Consider the following 17416-nt stretch of genomic DNA (forward strand, 5'->3'; position numbering starts at 1 on the left):
CGGAAGCACCGCTTCCGGACCTTGGGCCCGTCGGCGGCACGACCCCGAGCGTCCCGCCGTCCGTCAGCCCTGGGCGGGCAGCATCGGCGCCCCGCCGCCGGCGCCCGGCTCCAGGGCGTCCAGGGCCCGGCGCAGCCCGGTCAGCTTGCGCTCCAGGTGCGCGGCGGTCGCCACGACCGCGGCATCGGCCTCGTCCTCGCCGAGCTGCTTGGTCAGGGCCTCGGCCTGCTCCTCGACCGCGGCGAGCCGCGCGGAGAGCTCGGCCAGCAGCCCGGCGGTCTCCTTGCTGCCGTCGCCGTTGTGGGAGCCGCCGCCCTCCAGCTGCAGGCGCAGCAGGGCGGCCTGCTCCCGCAGTTGGCAGTTCTTGGTGTAGAGCTCGACGAAGACCGAGACCTTGGCGCGCAGCACCCACGGGTCGAACGGCTTCGAGATGTAGTCCACCGCGCCCGCCGCGTAACCGCGGAAGGTGTGGTGCGGACCGTGATTGATCGCGGTGAGGAAGATGATCGGGATGTCCCGGGTCCGCTCGCGCCGCTTGATGTGCGCGGCCGTTTCGAATCCGTCCATGCCCGGCATCTGGACATCCAGCAGGATGACCGCGAAATCGTCCGTCAGCAGCGCTTTGAGCGCTTCCTCCCCCGACGACGCCCGGACCAGTGTCTGATCGAGCGCGGAGAGGATGGCCTCCAGCGCCAGCAGATTCTCCGGCCTGTCGTCGACCAGGAGGATCTTGGCCTTCTGCACCATGCCCTGTCCTCCTCGCCCCGGCATGGGGCCTCCCCGGCTCCTGGCTCCGGCATGCGCGCCGGGCCCCGCCCCAGAGGACGGCATCCTTGCGCCGTCCGTCCTTGTGCCGGTCATCGTAGCCCCAGTCCCGAGATCGCCACACCCTGTCACCAAGATGTCACTGTGCACGAAGCGGAAACGTGAGGGGAGGGCAGAAGGTTCCCCCCGTGCCCTCCGGTCACCGCCCGCCCGCCGATCAGTCTCCGCGCATGTGCTGCTCCATCACCGACAGGAGGTAATCGGGTTCGACCGGCTTGGTGACGTAGTCGGAAGCCCCGGAGTCGATGGCCTTCTCCCGGTCCCCCTTCATCGCCTTCGCCGTGAGCGCGATGATCGGCAGGCCCGCGAACTGCGGCATGCGCCGGATCGCGGACGTCGTCGCGTACCCGTCCATCTCCGGCATCATGATGTCCATCAGGACCAGCGACACGTCGTCGTGCTGCTCCAGGACCTCGATGCCCTCCCGCCCGTTCTCTGCGTAGAGCACCGCGAGCCCGTGCTGCTCCAGCACGCTCGTCAGGGCGAAGACGTTGCGCACGTCGTCGTCGACGATGAGCACCCGCTCCCCGTGGAAGTCGTACGTCCGCGGCGGCGCCGCGGACGGCTCCTCGCTCTCCCAGCCCTCCCCGTACGGCTGCCCCGGCACCTCGGTGCGCGGCATCGCCTCGGTCAGCTGCTTGCGGCGCCGCCGGAAGAGCGCCGACGAGCCCTGCCCGGCGGGTTCGGCCGCCGGGAGCGCCTGGCGCACCGGCGCCTGCGCGAGGGGTGCGGGCACCGGCGGGGTCGGCCGGGGCGCGGGACGCGCCTCGTCGGCCGCCCTGCGGTACTCCCCGCGGGCTCCGCCGGGCGTGGGCGGCGCGTACCCCTGCGGCGGCAGTTCGCTCGGGTGCAGCGGCAGGTACAGCGTGAACGTGGATCCGCGGCCCGGCTCGCTGGCCGCGTGGATCTCCCCGCCCAGCAGCCGGGCGATCTCCCGGCTGATCGACAGGCCGAGGCCCGTGCCGCCGTACTTCCTGCTCGTGGTCCCGTCGGCCTGCTTGAACGCCTCGAAGATCACCAGCATCTTGCTCGCCGCGATCCCGATCCCGGTGTCGGTCACCGAGAAGGCGATCAGGTCGGCGTCCGCCTCGCGCAGCGAGCCGGCCTCCAGCAGCTGCTCCCGGATCGCCGCCGGCACATCGCCGCCCGCGGGCCGGATCACCAGCTCCACCGCCCCGTTGTCGGTGAACTTCACCGCGTTCGACAGGAGGTTGCGCAGCACCTGGAGCAGTCGCTGCTCGTCGGTGTGCAGGGTGGCGGGCAGCTCCGGGGAGACCCGCACCGAGAAGTCGAGCCCCTTCTCCGCCGTCAGCGGCCGGAAGGTGGCCTCGACGTAGTCGACGAGCTGCACCAGCGCGATCCGGGTCGGCGAGACGTCCATCTTGCCCGCCTCGACCTTCGACAGGTCGAGGATGTCGTTGATCAGCTGGAGCAGGTCCGAGCCCGCGCCGTGGATGGTCTCGGCGAACTCCACCTGCTTCGGCGACAGGTTCCCGTCGGCGTTGTCGGCGAGCAGCTTGGCCAGGATCAGCAGCGAGTTGAGCGGGGTCCGCAGCTCGTGCGACATGTTCGCCAGGAACTCGCTCTTGTACCGCATGGAGACCGCGAGCTGCTCGGCGCGCTCCTCCAGGACCTGCCGGGCCTCCTCGATCTCGGTGTTCTTCACCTCGATGTCCCGGTTCTGCTGGGCCAGCAGCTCGGCCTTCTCCTCCAGCTCCGCGTTGGCCGCCTGCAGCGCCTTCTGGCGGTTCTCCAGCTCGTCCGAGCGCTCGCGCAGTTGCTCGGTCATCTCCTGCGACTGCTTGAGGAGCATCTCCGTCTTGGAGTTGACGGAGATGGTGTTGACGCTCGTACCGATCATCTCGGCGATCTGGCTGAGGAAGTCCTTCTGGATCTGCGTGAACGGCGTGAAGGACGCCAGCTCGATCACGCCGAGCACCTTCCCCTCGAAGAGCACCGGCAGCACGATCACGTGCGCGGGCGGGGCCTCCCCGAGCCCCGAGGAGATCTTCAGGTAGCCGGGCGGGGTGTTCTCGACCAGGATCGTCCGCTTCTCCTCGGCGACCGTGCCGATCAGCCCCTCGCCGGGCCGGAAGGAGATGGGCATCTGACCGCCCGCGTACGCGTAACTCCCGCGCATCCGCAGTTCGTACGAGCCCTCCCCGGGCCCGTCCGTCCCGATCTCGGTGCTCCCGCCGGTGGGCAGCGCCAGGAAGAACGCGCCGTGCTGCGCGGAGACCACCGGGGTCAGCTCGCTCATGATCAGCGAGGCCACGTCGTCCAGCTCCCGCCGCCCCTGCATCAGCGCGGAGATCCGGGCGAGGTTGCCCTTGAGCCAGTCCTGCTCCTTGTTGGCCAGGGTGGTGTCGCGCAGGTTCACGATCATCGTGTTGATGTTGTCCTGGAGGACCTGGATCTCGCCCGCCGCGTCCACGTCGACCTTCAGACTCAGGTCGCCGCGGGTCACCGCGGTGGCCACGGCCGCGATGGCGCGCACCTGCCGGGTGAGGTTCCCGGCCATCTCGTTCACGGACTCGGTGAGGTCCCGCCAGGTGCCGTCCACGTCACGGACGCGGGCCTGGCCGCCGAGGATGCCCTCGGTGCCCACCTCGCGCGCCACCCGGGTCACCTGGTCGGCGAAGGAGGACAGCTGGTCGACCATCGTGTTGATGGTCGTCTTGAGCTCCAGGATCTCGCCGCGCGCGTCGATGTCGATCTTCTTGGTCATGTCGCCCTTGGCGATGGCCGTCGTGACCATGGCGATCTGCCGGACCTGGCCGGTCAGGTTGGAGGCCATGAAGTTCACCGAGTCGGTGAGGTCCTTCCACGTGCCGGAGACCCCGGGGACGTGCGCCTGACCGCCCAGGCGGCCCTCCGTACCCACCTCGCGGGCCACGCGCGTGACCTCGTCCGCGAAGGACGACAGGGTCTTGACCATCGTGTTCACCGTGTCGGCGAGCTGCGCGACCTCGCCGCGCGCCTCGACGGTGACCTTCTTCGTCAGATCGCCGTTCGCCACCGCCGCCGAGACCTGTGCGATCCCGCGCACCTGGGCGGTGAGGTTGCCGGCCATCGTGTTGACGTTGTCGCTGAGGTCCTTCCAGATGCCCGTGACCCCGCGCACCCGCGCCTGACCGCCGAGGATGCCCTCGGTGCCCACCTCACGGGCCACCCGGGTCACCTGCTCCGCGAAGGAGGACAGCTGGTCCACCATCGTGTTCACGGTGGTGACCAGTTCGAGGATCTCGCCCTTGGCGTCGACCGTGATCTTCTTCGACAGGTCGCCCATGGCGACCGCCGTGGTCACCTCGGCGATGTTGCGCACCTGCGAGGTCAGGTTGTTCGCCATGAAGTTGACGGACTGGGTCAGGTCCTTCCAGGTTCCCGAGACCCCCTTGACCTCGGCCTGACCGCCGAGGATGCCCTCGGTGCCCACCTCACGCGCCACCCGGGTCACCTGCTCCGCGAAGTTGGAGAGCTGGTCGACCATCGTGTTGAGGGTGTTCTTCAGCTCCAGGATCTCGCCCCGGGCGTCCACGTCGATCTTCTGCGACAGGTCACCGCGCGCCACCGCCGTGGCGACCTGCGCGATGTTGCGCACCTGCGAGGTCAGGTTCCCGGCCATGCCGTTCACCGAGTCCGTCAGATCGCGCCAGACCCCGGCCACGCCCGGGACCTGCGCCTGGCCGCCGAGCCGGCCCTCCGTACCCACGTCCCGGGCCACCCGGGTCACCTGCTCCGCGAAGGCGGAGAGCTGGTCGACCATCGTGTTGATGGTGTTCTTCAGCTCCAGGATCTCGCCCCGGGCGTCCACGTCGATCTTCTGCGACAGGTCACCGCGCGCCACCGCCGTCGTGACCTGGGCGATCTGACGCACCTGGGACGTCAGGTTCCCGGCCATGAAGTTGACCGAGTCGGTCAGCTCCTTCCAGGTGCCGGACACCCCCTCGACCCGCGCCTGCCCGCCGAGCCGGCCCTCCGTACCCACGTCCCGGGCCATCCGCGTGACCTGGTCGGCGAAGGAGGACAGCTGGTCCACCATCGTGTTGACGGTGTTCTTCAGCTGGAGCATCTCGCCGGAGACGTCGACGGTGACCTTCTGCGACAGGTCGCCGTTGGCCACCGCCGTCGTCACCTGCGCGATGTTGCGGACCTGGCCGGTCAGGTTGCGGAAGGCGGTGTTCACCGAGTCGGTGAGGTCCTTCCACGTGCCCGCGGCCCCCGGCACCTGCGCCTGGCCGCCGAGCTCGCCCTCGACGCCCACCTCACGGGCCACCCGGGTCACTTCGGCACCGAAGGACTGGAGCTGGTCCACCATCGTGTTGACGGTGTTCTTCAGCTCCAGCATCTCGCCGGCCACATCGACGGTGACCTTCTGCGACAGGTCGCCGTTGGCCACCGCCGTCGTCACCTGCGCGATGTCGCGCACCTGTGTGGTGAGGTTGCGGAAGACCGTGTTCACCGAGTCGGTGAGGTCCTTCCACGTACCCGCGGCCCCCGGCACCTGCGCCTGGCCGCCGAGCAGACCCTTGGCCCCGACCTCGCTGGCCACACGCGTGACCTCGTCCGCGAAGGTCCGTAGGGTTTCGGTCATCTGGTTGATCGTTTCGGCCAGCTGCGCCACTTCTCCGCGCGCGCTGACCCGCACCTTCTGCGACAGGTCGCCGTTCGCGACGGCCGTCGTCACCTGTGCGATGCCCCGCACCTGGGCCGTCAGGTTGCCCGCCATCGTGTTGACGGAGTCGGTCAGGTCCTTCCACACGCCCGCGACCCCGGGCACCTTGGCCTGACCGCCCAGTTCGCCCTCCGTACCCACCTCGCGGGCGACGCGCGTCACCTCGGAGGAGAAGGAGGACAGCTGGTCCACCATGGTGTTCACGGTGTTCTTCAGCTGGAGCATCTCGCCGGCCACGTGCACCGTGACCTTGCGCGACAGATCGCCCTTGGCCACCGCCGTCGTGACGAGGGCGATGTCACGCACCTGGGCGGTGAGCCGGTACGCCATCGTGTTGACGGAATCGGTCAGGTCCTTCCAAGAACCGGACATTCCGCGCACCTGGGCCTGACCGCCGAGTTTGCCCTCGGTGCCCACCTCCAGCGCCACCCGCGTCACCTCGTCGGTGAACGCCGACAGCTGGTCGACCAGGTTGTTGACCGTCCGGCCGACCTTGAGGAACTCCCCGCGCAACGGATGCCCGACCCCCTCCGGGGTCTGCGTCCGCAGGTCCATCCGCTGGTCCAGGTCGCCCTCGGCCACCGCCGACAGAACCCTCCCCACCTCGGACACCGGCCGGGCGAGATCGTCCACGAGCTGGTTGGAGGCGTCGATCGCGGCCGCCCAGGAGCCCTCGCAGGCACCCGTCTCCAGCCGCTCGCTCAGCTTCCCCTCGCGCCCCACCATCCGCCGGACCCGGGACAACTCCCCGGTCAGGTGGAGGTTACGGTCGGCGACCTCGTTGTAGACGGCGGCGATCTCCGCCATCTCGCCCTCGCCGGACACCGTCAGCCGCTTGCGGAAGTTCCCGTCCCGCATCGACACCAGGGCCGTGAGCAGCCGGTTCAGCGCGGCGGTATCGACTTCCGTCGTGCCGCCCCGCCGGGACCGTCCGCCCTTCGGGCGCGTTCCCGTACGCCGCACCGCTGCGCCAGACTCCACCGTGTCCCTCCCGAAAGGGTCGACCACTGTTCCACCGGACATCCGACTACCCACGACCGGCACTCCAAGACTGCCCAGTGTTTCACCCCGGCCCAACCAGGCCATAACACTCCGGCACCATCGCACACCGGCCGCACCCCGCGGGTGGAATCCCCCACGACGGCCTCCTCACGACCGCGAAGGTAAGTAACCTGGCTTCCGATGTCCCACCGCGTCGAAGGAGACTTGTGATCACGGCACGGGCGGCTGCCAGTTTCGACCCACAGGGGCGCTCGGTCGCCGCCGCCCGCGCGTTCGTCCGCGACACGCTCCAGGGCTGGGGCTTCGCGGACATCGTCGACGACGCCGTGGTGCTGACCAGCGAGCTCGTCACCAACGCCGTGGTCCACGCCGGCACCCGGGCCGAGGTCCTGTGCCTGCGTTCCGGGGACGGCGTACGCGTCGAGGTCGCCGACCGCTATCCGGAGCGTGAGCTCCCGCTCCAGCCCCCCGACCGGCGCCCGTACGCCGATCCCGACCGCGAGAGCGGCCGCGGCCTGATGCTCTGCGCCGCCCTCGCCACCCGCTGGGGCGTCGAATACACCACCACCCACAAACACGTGTGGTTCCGCCTCGACCTCCCGGACCGGCCGGTCGGTACCCGCTCCGCGGGCCCCGTCGTCCCCGACCAGATGCTGCCCCTGGCCGACAGCCGGGTCCGCGTGGCCGTGATCCAGATCGACTCCGCCGACGCCGTGTCCGCCTGGAACGAGGACGCAGAGCACATCTTCGGCCACCCCGCCGAGAAGGCCCTGGGCCGCCCGCTCGCCGAGCTCGCCGCCTGGCCCCAGACCCCCGGCACCGGCACCGGCGTCGCCGAGGCCCTGCGCCTGTCCCGCTGGGAGGGCAGCTACGGCATCCGCGGCGCCGACGGCCGCGTCATCCCCGTCTACGCCTCCCACCTGCGCGTCCGCGACGCCCACGGCGAACCCTCCATCGTCTGCCTCCTCGTCCACGACGACGAGCGCGCCCTGCTCCAGACCCCCGCCCGGGTACCCGCCTCCGACAGCGGCCAGCTCACCGAGCCGCGCCCCGCGGACCCCTTCGAGCTGTTCATCGGCTCCCCCGCCCCCGACGATCTGGAGGGCCTGCTCCAGCGCACCGTCGAACGGGCCCGCGACATGCTCGACGCCGACGCCGCCTTCCTCCTCCTGGCCACCGACGACGAGACGGAACTGGAAGTCCGCGCCACCACCGGACTGCCCTCCACCCGCCAGCGCTTCGCCCGCGTCCCCGTCGAGGCCGGCGCCAGCCGCTACGGCTCGGCCCGGATGCCCGCCGTCCACGACGACCTCGCCGCCGTGCCCGGAGCCGTCCCGCTCCTGGAGTCCACCGGCATGCGCTCCGTGGTCACCGTCCCCCTCAAGGTCGAAGGGCGGCTCACCGGCTCCCTCGGCGTGGCCGCCGAGAACCCCGGCCGCTACACGAACGAAGAGGCCCTGCGCCTCCAGTTCGCCGCCGACCGCCTCGCCCTCGCCGTCGAGTCCGCCCGGCTCGGCGAGCTGGAACGGCTGCGCCGGGGCTCCCTCTCCTTCCTCGTCGAGGCCTCCGACCTGCTCGCCGGCACCCTCGACCGGGATCAGACCCTGGCCCTGATGGCCCAGATGACCGTCCCCACCCTGGCCACCTGGTGCGCCGTCTACACCATCGCCGACCAGACCTCCGACCCCTTCCTCGCCTACGTACTGCACGAGGACGAGGAACGCATCGACGGCCTCAAGGCCCTGCTCTCCCGGGTCAGCCCGCCCGACCCGGTCCGCGAGGCCGGCGCCCGGCCCTGGGCGGAGGCCGCCCTCGCGGTCGGCGGCGAGACGGTGGTGCTGCCCCTCCTCGCCCGCAACCGCGTCATCGGCCTGCTCACCCTCGGCAAGCCCAGCGAGGAGCACTTCCGCCAGGAGATCCTCGAACTCGCCGACGACCTCTCGCGCCGCGCCGCCCTGGCCCTCGACAACGCCCGCCTCTACTCCGAGCGCACCGCCATCAGCCGCTCCCTCCAGCGCAGCCTCCTGCCGCCCGGCTCCCCCGCGATCCCCGGCATGGAGGTCGAGGTCATCTACCGCGCCGCCGGCGAGGGCAACGAGGTGGGCGGCGACTTCTACGACGTCTTCCCGATCCGCGACGGCGTGTACGGCTTCGCCATCGGCGACGTCTGCGGGACGGGCCCCGAGGCCGCCGCCGTCACCGGCCTGGCCCGCCACGCCCTGCGCCTGCTCGCCCGCGAGGGCCTGGGCGGCCCGGCGGTCCTGGAACGCCTCAACGCGGCCATCCTGGACGAGGGCGCGCGCAGCCGCTTCCTCACCCTCCTCTACGGGGAACTGCACCCGCGGCCCGACGGCGGAGCCCTGATGAAGGTCGTCTGCGCGGGCCACCCGCTCCCGCTGCGCCTGCGCCCGGACGGCGAGGTCACCCCGGCCGCCGAACCGCAGCCGCTCCTCGGTGTCATCGAGGACCTCGACCTCTACGAACAGACCCTGACCCTCGACCCGGGCGACGTCCTGCTCTGCGTCACCGACGGGGTGACGGAGCGCCGCGAGGGCGCCCGCATGCTCGGCGACGACGGCCTGGCCGACGTCCTCACCACCTGCACCGGCCTCACCGCCGGCGCGGTGGCCTCCCGCATCCTGCGGGCGGTGGAGCGCTTCGCTGCGGAACCGGCGTCGGACGACATGGCCATCCTGGCCTTCCGGGTCCCCCACCAGCGCGAGGGCGACTGACCGTCCCGGTCTCAGACGTAGTCGGCGGTGGTCCGGACGACCCCGAACCGGGGGAAGATCCGGTCCACCGCGAACGCGTGCTCGTCCACCGCGAACCCGGACATGGCGTCCTCGACGAACTCGACGTCGTAGCCGTGGTCGGAGGCGGCCCGGGCCGTGGACTCCACCCCCATGGAGGTGACGAGCCCGGCGACGACGACCGTGTCCACGCCCCGCTCCCGTAGCCACTCGTCCAGGCCGGTCCCGTGGAAAGCCCCCACGGTGCGCTTGACGATCTCCATGTCCCCCGGCTGGCGGAGCCCGTCCACGAACCCGCTCCCCGGAGGCTGCTCCGCGACGCCCGGCCGCTCCACCCGCACCACGGCCACCGGCAGCCCCTTGGCCCGGAACGCCTCACCCAGTCGCCGGCAGCGCTCCTCGACCTCCGTCCCGGTGTGGGGTGCCAACGGAAGCGCGACGATGCGCGGCATCAGGTCGACGAGGATCAGGGCGGTCGTCATGCGGCCATTATTCTCCGGGCGCCGGCCCGGCCGGAGGCACAACGCAAAAAAGGCCCCCGCCAGATGGCGGGGGCCTTTTTCATTGGAGCCCTTTAACGGAATCGAACCGTTGACCTTCTCCTTACCATGGAGACGCTCTACCGACTGAGCTAAAAGGGCGGGTTGTTCGGCGGCGTCCTACTCTCCCACAGGGTCCCCCCTGCAGTACCATCGGCGCTGAAAGGCTTAGCTTCCGGGTTCGGAATGTAACCGGGCGTTTCCCTAACGCTATGACCACCGAAACACTATGAAGTTGACCAACCGGGCATGGACACGGTTCGTTACTTCAGAACTAACACAGTGGACGCGAGCAACTGAGGACAAGCCCTCGGCCTATTAGTACCAGTCAGCTCCACCCGTTACCGGGCTTCCACATCTGGCCTATCAACCCAGTCGTCTACTGGGAGCCTTACCCTCTCAAGGAGGTGGGAATACTCATCTTGAAGCAGGCTTCCCGCTTAGATGCTTTCAGCGGTTATCCCTCCCGAACGTAGCCAACCAGCCATGCCCTTGGCAGGACAACTGGCACACCAGAGGTTCGTCCGTCCCGGTCCTCTCGTACTAGGGACAGCCCTTCTCAATATTCCTACGCGCACAGCGGATAGGGACCGAACTGTCTCACGACGTTCTAAACCCAGCTCGCGTACCGCTTTAATGGGCGAACAGCCCAACCCTTGGGACCGACTCCAGCCCCAGGATGCGACGAGCCGACATCGAGGTGCCAAACCATCCCGTCGATATGGACTCTTGGGGAAGATCAGCCTGTTATCCCCGGGGTACCTTTTATCCGTTGAGCGACGGCGCTTCCACAAGCCACCGCCGGATCACTAGTCCCGACTTTCGTCCCTGCTCGACCCGTCGGTCTCACAGTCAAGCTCCCTTGTGCACTTACACTCAACACCTGATTGCCAACCAGGCTGAGGGAACCTTTGGGCGCCTCCGTTACCCTTTGGGAGGCAACCGCCCCAGTTAAACTACCCATCAGACACTGTCCCTGATCCGGATCACGGACCGAGGTTAGACATCCAGCACGACCAGAGTGGTATTTCAACGGCGACTCCACCATGACTGGCGTCACGGCTTCAAAGTCTCCCACCTATCCTACACAAGCCGAACCGAACACCAATATCAAACTGTAGTAAAGGTCCCGGGGTCTTTCCGTCCTGCTGCGCGAAACGAGCATCTTTACTCGTAGTGCAATTTCACCGGGCCTATGGTTGAGACAGTCGAGAAGTCGTTACGCCATTCGTGCAGGTCGGAACTTACCCGACAAGGAATTTCGCTACCTTAGGATGGTTATAGTTACCACCGCCGTTTACTGGCGCTTAAGTTCTCAGCTTCGCAACCCCGAAAGGTCACTAACCGGTCCCCTTAACGTTCCAGCACCGGGCAGGCGTCAGTCCGTATACATCGCCTTACGGCTTCGCACGGACCTGTGTTTTTAGTAAACAGTCGCTTCTCGCTGGTCTCTGCGGCCACCCCCAGCTCACGGAGCAAGTCCGATCACCAGTGATGGCCCCCCTTCTCCCGAAGTTACGGGGGCATTTTGCCGAGTTCCTTAACCATAGTTCACCCGAACGCCTCGGTATTCTCTACCTGACCACCTGAGTCGGTTTAGGGTACGGGCCGCCATGAAACTCGCTAGAGGCTTTTCTCGACAGCATAGGATCATCCACTTCACCACAATCGGCTCGGCATCAGGTCTCAGCCTTAATGAGGGACGGATTTGCCTACCCCTCGGCCTACACCCTTACCCCGGGACAACCACCGCCCGGGCTGGACTACCTTCCTGCGTCACCCCATCGCTTACCTACTACAAGTCTGGTTCGTCGGCTCCACCACTTTCCTTTCCCCGAAGGGTCCGGAACGGCTTCACGGACTTAGCATCGCCTGATTCGATATTGGGCGTTTCAAAGCGGGTACCGGAATATCAACCGGTTGTCCATCGACTACGCCTGTCGGCCTCGCCTTAGGTCCCGACTTACCCTGGGCAGATCAGCTTGACCCAGGAACCCTTAGTCAATCGGCGCACACGTTTCTCACGTGTGTATCGCTACTCATGCCTGCATTCTCACTCGTGAACCGTCCACAACTAGCTTCCGCTGCTGCTTCACCCGGCACACGACGCTCCCCTACCCATCACAGCGGGCGTTGGCCCTATTGCTGCAATGACACGACTTCGGCGGTACGCTTGAGCCCCGCTACATTGTCGGCGCGGAATCACTTGACCAGTGAGCTATTACGCACTCTTTCAAGGGTGGCTGCTTCTAAGCCAACCTCCTGGTTGTCTCTGCGACTCCACATCCTTTCCCACTTAGCGTACGCTTAGGGGCCTTAGTCGATGCTCTGGGCTGTTTCCCTCTCGACCATGGAGCTTATCCCCCACAGTCTCACTGCCGTGCTCTCACTTACCGGCATTCGGAGTTTGGCTAAGGTCAGTAACCCGGTAGGGCCCATCGCCTATCCAGTGCTCTACCTCCGGCAAGAAACACACGACGCTGCACCTAAATGCATTTCGGGGAGAACCAGCTATCACGGAGTTTGATTGGCCTTTCACCCCTAACCACAGGTCATCCCCCAGGTTTTCAACCCTGGTGGGTTCGGTCCTCCACGAAGTCTTACCTCCGCTTCAACCTGCCCATGGCTAGATCACTCCGCTTCGGGTCTAGAGCGTGCAACTCAATCGCCCTATTCGGACTCGCTTTCGCTACGGCTTCCCCACACGGGTTAACCTCGCTACACACCGCTAACTCGCAGGCTCATTCTTCAAAAGGCACGCAGTCACGACTGTATGTGCAAGCACATACAGCGACGCTCCCACGGCTTGTAGGCACACGGTTTCAGGTACTATTTCACTCCGCTCCCGCGGTACTTTTCACCATTCCCTCACGGTACTATCCGCTATCGGTCACCAGGGAATATTTAGGCTTAGCGGGTGGTCCCGCCAGATTCACACGGGATTTCTCGGGCCCCGTGCTACTTGGGAGATTCTTAAGCAAGCCGCTGATGTTTCGTCTACGGGGGTCTTACCCTCTACGCCGGACCTTTCGCATGTCCTTCGACTACATCAACGGTTTCTGACTCGCCGACCGGCCGGCAGACCGATCAAAAGAATTCCCACAACCCCGTATGCGCAACCCCTGCCGGGTATCACACGCATACGGTTTGGCCTCATCCGGTTTCGCTCGCCACTACTCCCGGAATCACGGTTGTTTTCTCTTCCTGAGGGTACTGAGATGTTTCACTTCCCCTCGTTCCCTCCACATGCCCTATGTGTTCAGGCATGGGTGACAGCCCATGACGACTGCCGGGTTTCCCCATTCGGACACCCCCGGATCAAAGCTCAGTTGGCAGCTCCCCGGGGCCTATCGCGGCCTCTCACGTCCTTCATCGGTTCCTGGTGCCAAGGCATCCACCGTGCGCCCTTAAAAACTTGGCCACAGATGCTCGCGTCCACTGTGTAGTTCTCAAGCAACGACCAGCCACCCATCACACCCTGCCGAAGCAGAGCTTTACTGGGGCCGGCATCGCGAAGATAAGACCTTACGGCCGTACCCTCAGATACCCAACAACGTGCCAGGCACGATCCCCTCGACTATCACTGTTTTCCACGCCGAAGCAGTACTTACAGGATGTTCTGGAAACCGTGCCAAATAATCAACGTTCCACCCATGAGCTGACCGTGCAGAACATTTGTCTGCAATCGGTACTGTGCTCCTTAGAAAGGAGGTGATCCAGCCGCACCTTCCGGTACGGCTACCTTGTTACGACTTCGTCCCAATCGCCAGTCCCACCTTCGACAGCTCCCTCCCTTACGGGTTGGGCCACCGGCTTCGGGTGTTACCGACTTTCGTGACGTGACGGGCGGTGTGTACAAGGCCCGGGAACGTATTCACCGCAGCAATGCTGATCTGCGATTACTAGCGACTCCGACTTCATGGGGTCGAGTTGCAGACCCCAATCCGAACTGAGACCGGCTTTTTGAGATTCGCTCCACCTCACGGTATCGCAGCTCATTGTACCGGCCATTGTAGCACGTGTGCAGCCCAAGACATAAGGGGCATGATGACTTGACGTCGTCCCCACCTTCCTCCGAGTTGACCCCGGCGGTCTCCTGTGAGTCCCCATCACCCCGAAGGGCATGCTGGCAACACAGGACAAGGGTTGCGCTCGTTGCGGGACTTAACCCAACATCTCACGACACGAGCTGACGACAGCCATGCACCACCTGTATACCGACCACAAGGGGGGCACTATCTCTAATGCTTTCCGGTATATGTCAAGCCTTGGTAAGGTTCTTCGCGTTGCGTCGAATTAAGCCACATGCTCCGCCGCTTGTGCGGGCCCCCGTCAATTCCTTTGAGTTTTAGCCTTGCGGCCGTACTCCCCAGGCGGGGAACTTAATGCGTTAGCTGCGGCACCGACGACGTGGAATGTCGCCAACACCTAGTTCCCAACGTTTACGGCGTGGACTACCAGGGTATCTAATCCTGTTCGCTCCCCACGCTTTCGCTCCTCAGCGTCAGTAATGGCCCAGAGATCCGCCTTCGCCACCGGTGTTCCTCCTGATATCTGCGCATTTCACCGCTACACCAGGAATTCCGATCTCCCCTACCACACTCTAGCTAGCCCGTATCGAATGCAGACCCGAGGTTAAGCCTCGGGCTTTCACATCCGACGTGACAAGCCGCCTACGAGCTCTTTACGCCCAATAATTCCGGACAACGCTTGCGCCCTACGTATTACCGCGGCTGCTGGCACGTAGTTAGCCGGCGCTTCTTCTGCAGGTACCGTCACTTTCGCTTCTTCCCTGCTGAAAGAGGTTTACAACCCGAAGGCCGTCATCCCTCACGCGGCGTCGCTGCATCAGGCTTTCGCCCATTGTGCAATATTCCCCACTGCTGCCTCCCGTAGGAGTCTGGGCCGTGTCTCAGTCCCAGTGTGGCCGGTCGCCCTCTCAGGCCGGCTACCCGTCGTCGCCTTGGTGGGCCATTACCCCACCAACAAGCTGATAGGCCGCGGGCTCATCCTTCACCGCCGGAGCTTTTAACCCCCGCCCATGCGGGCAGGAGTGTTATCCGGTATTAGACCCCGTTTCCAGGGCTTGTCCCAGAGTGAAGGGCAGATTGCCCACGTGTTACTCACCCGTTCGCCACTAATCCACCCCGAAGGGCTTCATCGTTCGACTTGCATGTGTTAAGCACGCCGCCAGCGTTCGTCCTGAGCCAGGATCAAACTCTCCATGAATGTTTACCCGTAATCGGGTCAACACACACTTAGAGCGGGCACGTCATGTCGGAATATGACCGACGCGCCACAACGTCCTCGCTGTGTTTGGTTGCCTGCAAGCATCACCCGAAGGCGACCTCACAGGTCTTTTTCAAAGGAACCTCATCCACCGAAGTGGACGGGGTATCAACTTCTGGCGTTGATTTTTGGCACGCTGTTGAGTTCTCAAGGAACGGACGCTTCCTTTGTACTCACCCTCTCGGGCTTTCCTCCGGGCTTTCGTTCTGTTCTTGCGTTTCCGACTCTATCAGAGTCTTTCGCGCTTCGCTTTCCAGGTTCTGCGCTTTCGCGCTTTCCCTTTCCGGCGATTCCGACTCTATCAGATTCTCTTTCCTGGCCGTTACCGACTGGATTGGAATTCCGATGGCCTTCGGGGGGCCTTTCCCTTTCGGGTGGATCAGACTTTATCAGGTCTCCCTGGTTCTGATTCCCACCCGCCCGCACGCGGCAACGGGCACACGTGTGTGCCCGGGTCCTTGCGAGGTGGAGACGTAAACGTACTGGAGCGGGGCCCCCGGACGCAAATCCGGTTGCCCCGCTCCAGTGAGGTCGCTACGAACGCGGAGGTCAGACCTCTACGACGACCGGGAGGATCATCGGGCGGCGGCGGTAGCTGTCCGACACCCACTTGCCCATGGTCCGGCGGATGAGCTGCTGGATCTGGTGCGGCTCCGCGACGCCGTCGGCGGCGGCGCGGGCGATGGCTTCCTCGATCTTCGCGGTGACCGCGCCGAAGGCCGAGTCCTCGATGCCGGAGCCCCTGGCCTGGATGTTCGGGCCGCTCACGACCTTGCCGGTGGTGCTGTCGACCACGACGTAGACCGAGATGATGCCCTCGTCGCCGAGGATGCGGCGGTCCTTGAGGGAGGCCTCGGTGACGTCGCCGACCGAGAGGCCGTCCACGTACACGTAGCCGGCCTGGACCTTGCCGGAGATCCGGGCCTTGCCGTCGATCAGGTCGACGACGACACCGTCCTCGGCGATGACGATGCGGTCCTTCGGGACGCCCGTCATGGCACCGAGCTCGGCGTTGGCCCGCAGGTGGCGCCATTCGCCGTGGACCGGCATCAGGTTCCGCGGCTTGCAGATGTTGTAGAAGTACAGCAGCTCGCCCGCGGAGGCGTGGCCGGAGACGTGCACCTTGGCGTTGCCCTTGTGCACGACGTTCGCGCCCCAGCGGGTCAGGCCGTTGATCACGCGGTAGACCGCGTTCTCGTTGCCGGGGATGAGGGACGACGCCAGGATGACCGTGTCGCCGGGGACGATCCGGATCTGGTGGTCGCGGTTGGCCATGCGGGACAGGGCCGCCATCGGCTCGCCCTGGGAACCCGTGCAGACCAGCACGACCTCGTCGTCCGGCAGGTCGTCGAGGGTCTTGACGTCGACGACCAGGCCGGCCGGAACCCGCAGGTAGCCCAGGTCACGGGCGATGCCCATGTTCCGGACCATCGAGCGGCCGACGAACGCGACGCGGCGGCCGTACTCGTGGGCGGCGTCGAGGATCTGCTGGATGCGGTGCACGTGGCTGGCGAAGGACGCCACGATGATCCGCTTCTGGGCACCCGCGAAGACGCCGCGGATGGCGTTGGAGATGTCGCGCTCCGGCGGGACGAAGCCCGGGACCTCGGCGTTCGTCGAGTCCGAGAGGAGGAGGTCGATGCCCTCTTCGCTCAGACGCGCGAAGGCGTGCAGGTCGGTGAGGCGGTTGTCCAGCGGGAGCTGGTCCATCTTGAAGTCACCGGTGCACACGACCATGCCGGCGCCGGTGCGGATGGCCACGGCCAGGGCGTCCGGGATGGAGTGGTTGACGGCGATGAACTCGCAGTCGAAGGGGCCCAGGTTCTCGCGCTCGCCCTCCTTCACCTCAAGGGTGTAGGGGCGGATGCGGTGCTCCTGGAGCTTGGCCTCGATGAGGGCCAGCGTCAGCTTGGAGCCGATCAGCGGGATGTCCGGCTTCTCCCGGAGGAGGTACGGGACGGCGCCGATGTGGTCCTCGTGACCGTGGGTGAGGACGATGCCCTCGATGTCGTCGAGACGGTCCCGGATCGACGAGAAGTCCGGCAGGATCAGGTCGATGCCCGGCTGCTCATCCTCGGGGAAGAGGACACCGCAGTCGACGATCAGCAGACGACCGTCGAACTCGAAGACGGTCATGTTGCGGCCGATCTCGCCGAGACCGCCCAGCGGGGTGACCCGCAGGCCGCCCTTCGGGAGCTTCGGCGGCGGGCCCAGTTCAGGGTGCGGATGGCTCAAAAGTTTCTCCTTCACCACGCGCGCCACGTACCCCTGGAGGCACGCGGCGCGCATGTCATTCGTGCACTTGCTTTTGTCTTTTTTGATCTTGGTTATTCAGT

General features: G+C 66.0%; 5 protein-coding genes, 1 tRNA gene and 3 rRNA genes. 1 reads left to right on the top strand and 8 read right to left on the bottom strand.

The window, feature by feature from the left end:
• Positions 1–63: 63 nt before the first annotated feature.
• Complete coding sequence (locus tag OG295_RS08830; protein ID WP_371676394.1) at positions 64–747, bottom strand: two-component system response regulator; 684 nt, start codon at positions 745–747, stop codon at positions 64–66.
• 235 nt (positions 748–982) lie between these two features.
• The gene (locus OG295_RS08835) at positions 983–6481 is read right to left on the bottom strand and encodes a HAMP domain-containing protein (protein WP_371676395.1); all 5499 of its coding nucleotides are present in this window, start codon (positions 6479–6481) and stop codon (positions 983–985) included.
• A 191-nt stretch (positions 6482–6672) separates the two neighbouring features.
• Between OG295_RS08835 and OG295_RS08840 the strand changes: the two genes are divergently transcribed.
• On the top strand, positions 6673–9234 hold the full coding sequence (locus tag OG295_RS08840; RefSeq protein WP_371681140.1) for a SpoIIE family protein phosphatase: 2562 nt from the start codon (positions 6673–6675) through the stop codon (positions 9232–9234).
• 11 nt (positions 9235–9245) lie between these two features.
• Here the strand turns inward: OG295_RS08840 and OG295_RS08845 are convergent, their stop codons facing one another.
• From OG295_RS08845 to OG295_RS08870, 6 genes are all read right to left on the bottom strand, one after another.
• Positions 9246–9734: an isochorismatase family protein gene (locus tag OG295_RS08845; protein WP_371676396.1), complete on the bottom strand. Its 489-nt coding sequence runs from the start codon at positions 9732–9734 to the stop codon at positions 9246–9248.
• A gap of 83 nt (positions 9735–9817) precedes the next feature.
• Positions 9818–9893 (bottom strand) — tRNA-Thr (locus OG295_RS08850).
• A 5-nt stretch (positions 9894–9898) separates the two neighbouring features.
• Positions 9899–10015, bottom strand: a 5S ribosomal RNA gene (rrf, locus tag OG295_RS08855).
• Between the two features lie 74 nt (positions 10016–10089).
• Positions 10090–13212: ribosomal RNA gene (locus OG295_RS08860) — 23S ribosomal RNA — on the bottom strand.
• Positions 13213–13495: 283 nt separating this feature from the next.
• Positions 13496–15020, bottom strand: a 16S ribosomal RNA gene (locus OG295_RS08865).
• The 16S, 23S and 5S rRNA genes sit together here with 1 tRNA gene alongside, the layout of an rRNA operon.
• A 609-nt stretch (positions 15021–15629) precedes the next feature.
• Positions 15630–17315, bottom strand: coding sequence for a ribonuclease J (locus tag OG295_RS08870; RefSeq protein ID WP_371676397.1), 1686 nt, complete (start codon positions 17313–17315; stop codon positions 15630–15632).
• Between the last annotated feature and the right edge of the window lie 101 nt (positions 17316–17416).

The sequence above is a fragment of the Streptomyces sp. NBC_01276 genome, assembly GCF_041435355.1.
GTDB lineage: Bacteria > Actinomycetota > Actinomycetes > Streptomycetales > Streptomycetaceae > Streptomyces.

Coding starts and splice junctions, on each gene's coding strand:
- OG295_RS08830 (WP_371676394.1), bottom strand. CDS start 747: ATGGTGCAGAAGGCCAAGATCCTCCTGGTCGACGACAGGCCGGAGAAT.
- OG295_RS08845 (WP_371676396.1), bottom strand. CDS start 9,734: ATGACGACCGCCCTGATCCTCGTCGACCTGATGCCGCGCATCGTCGCG.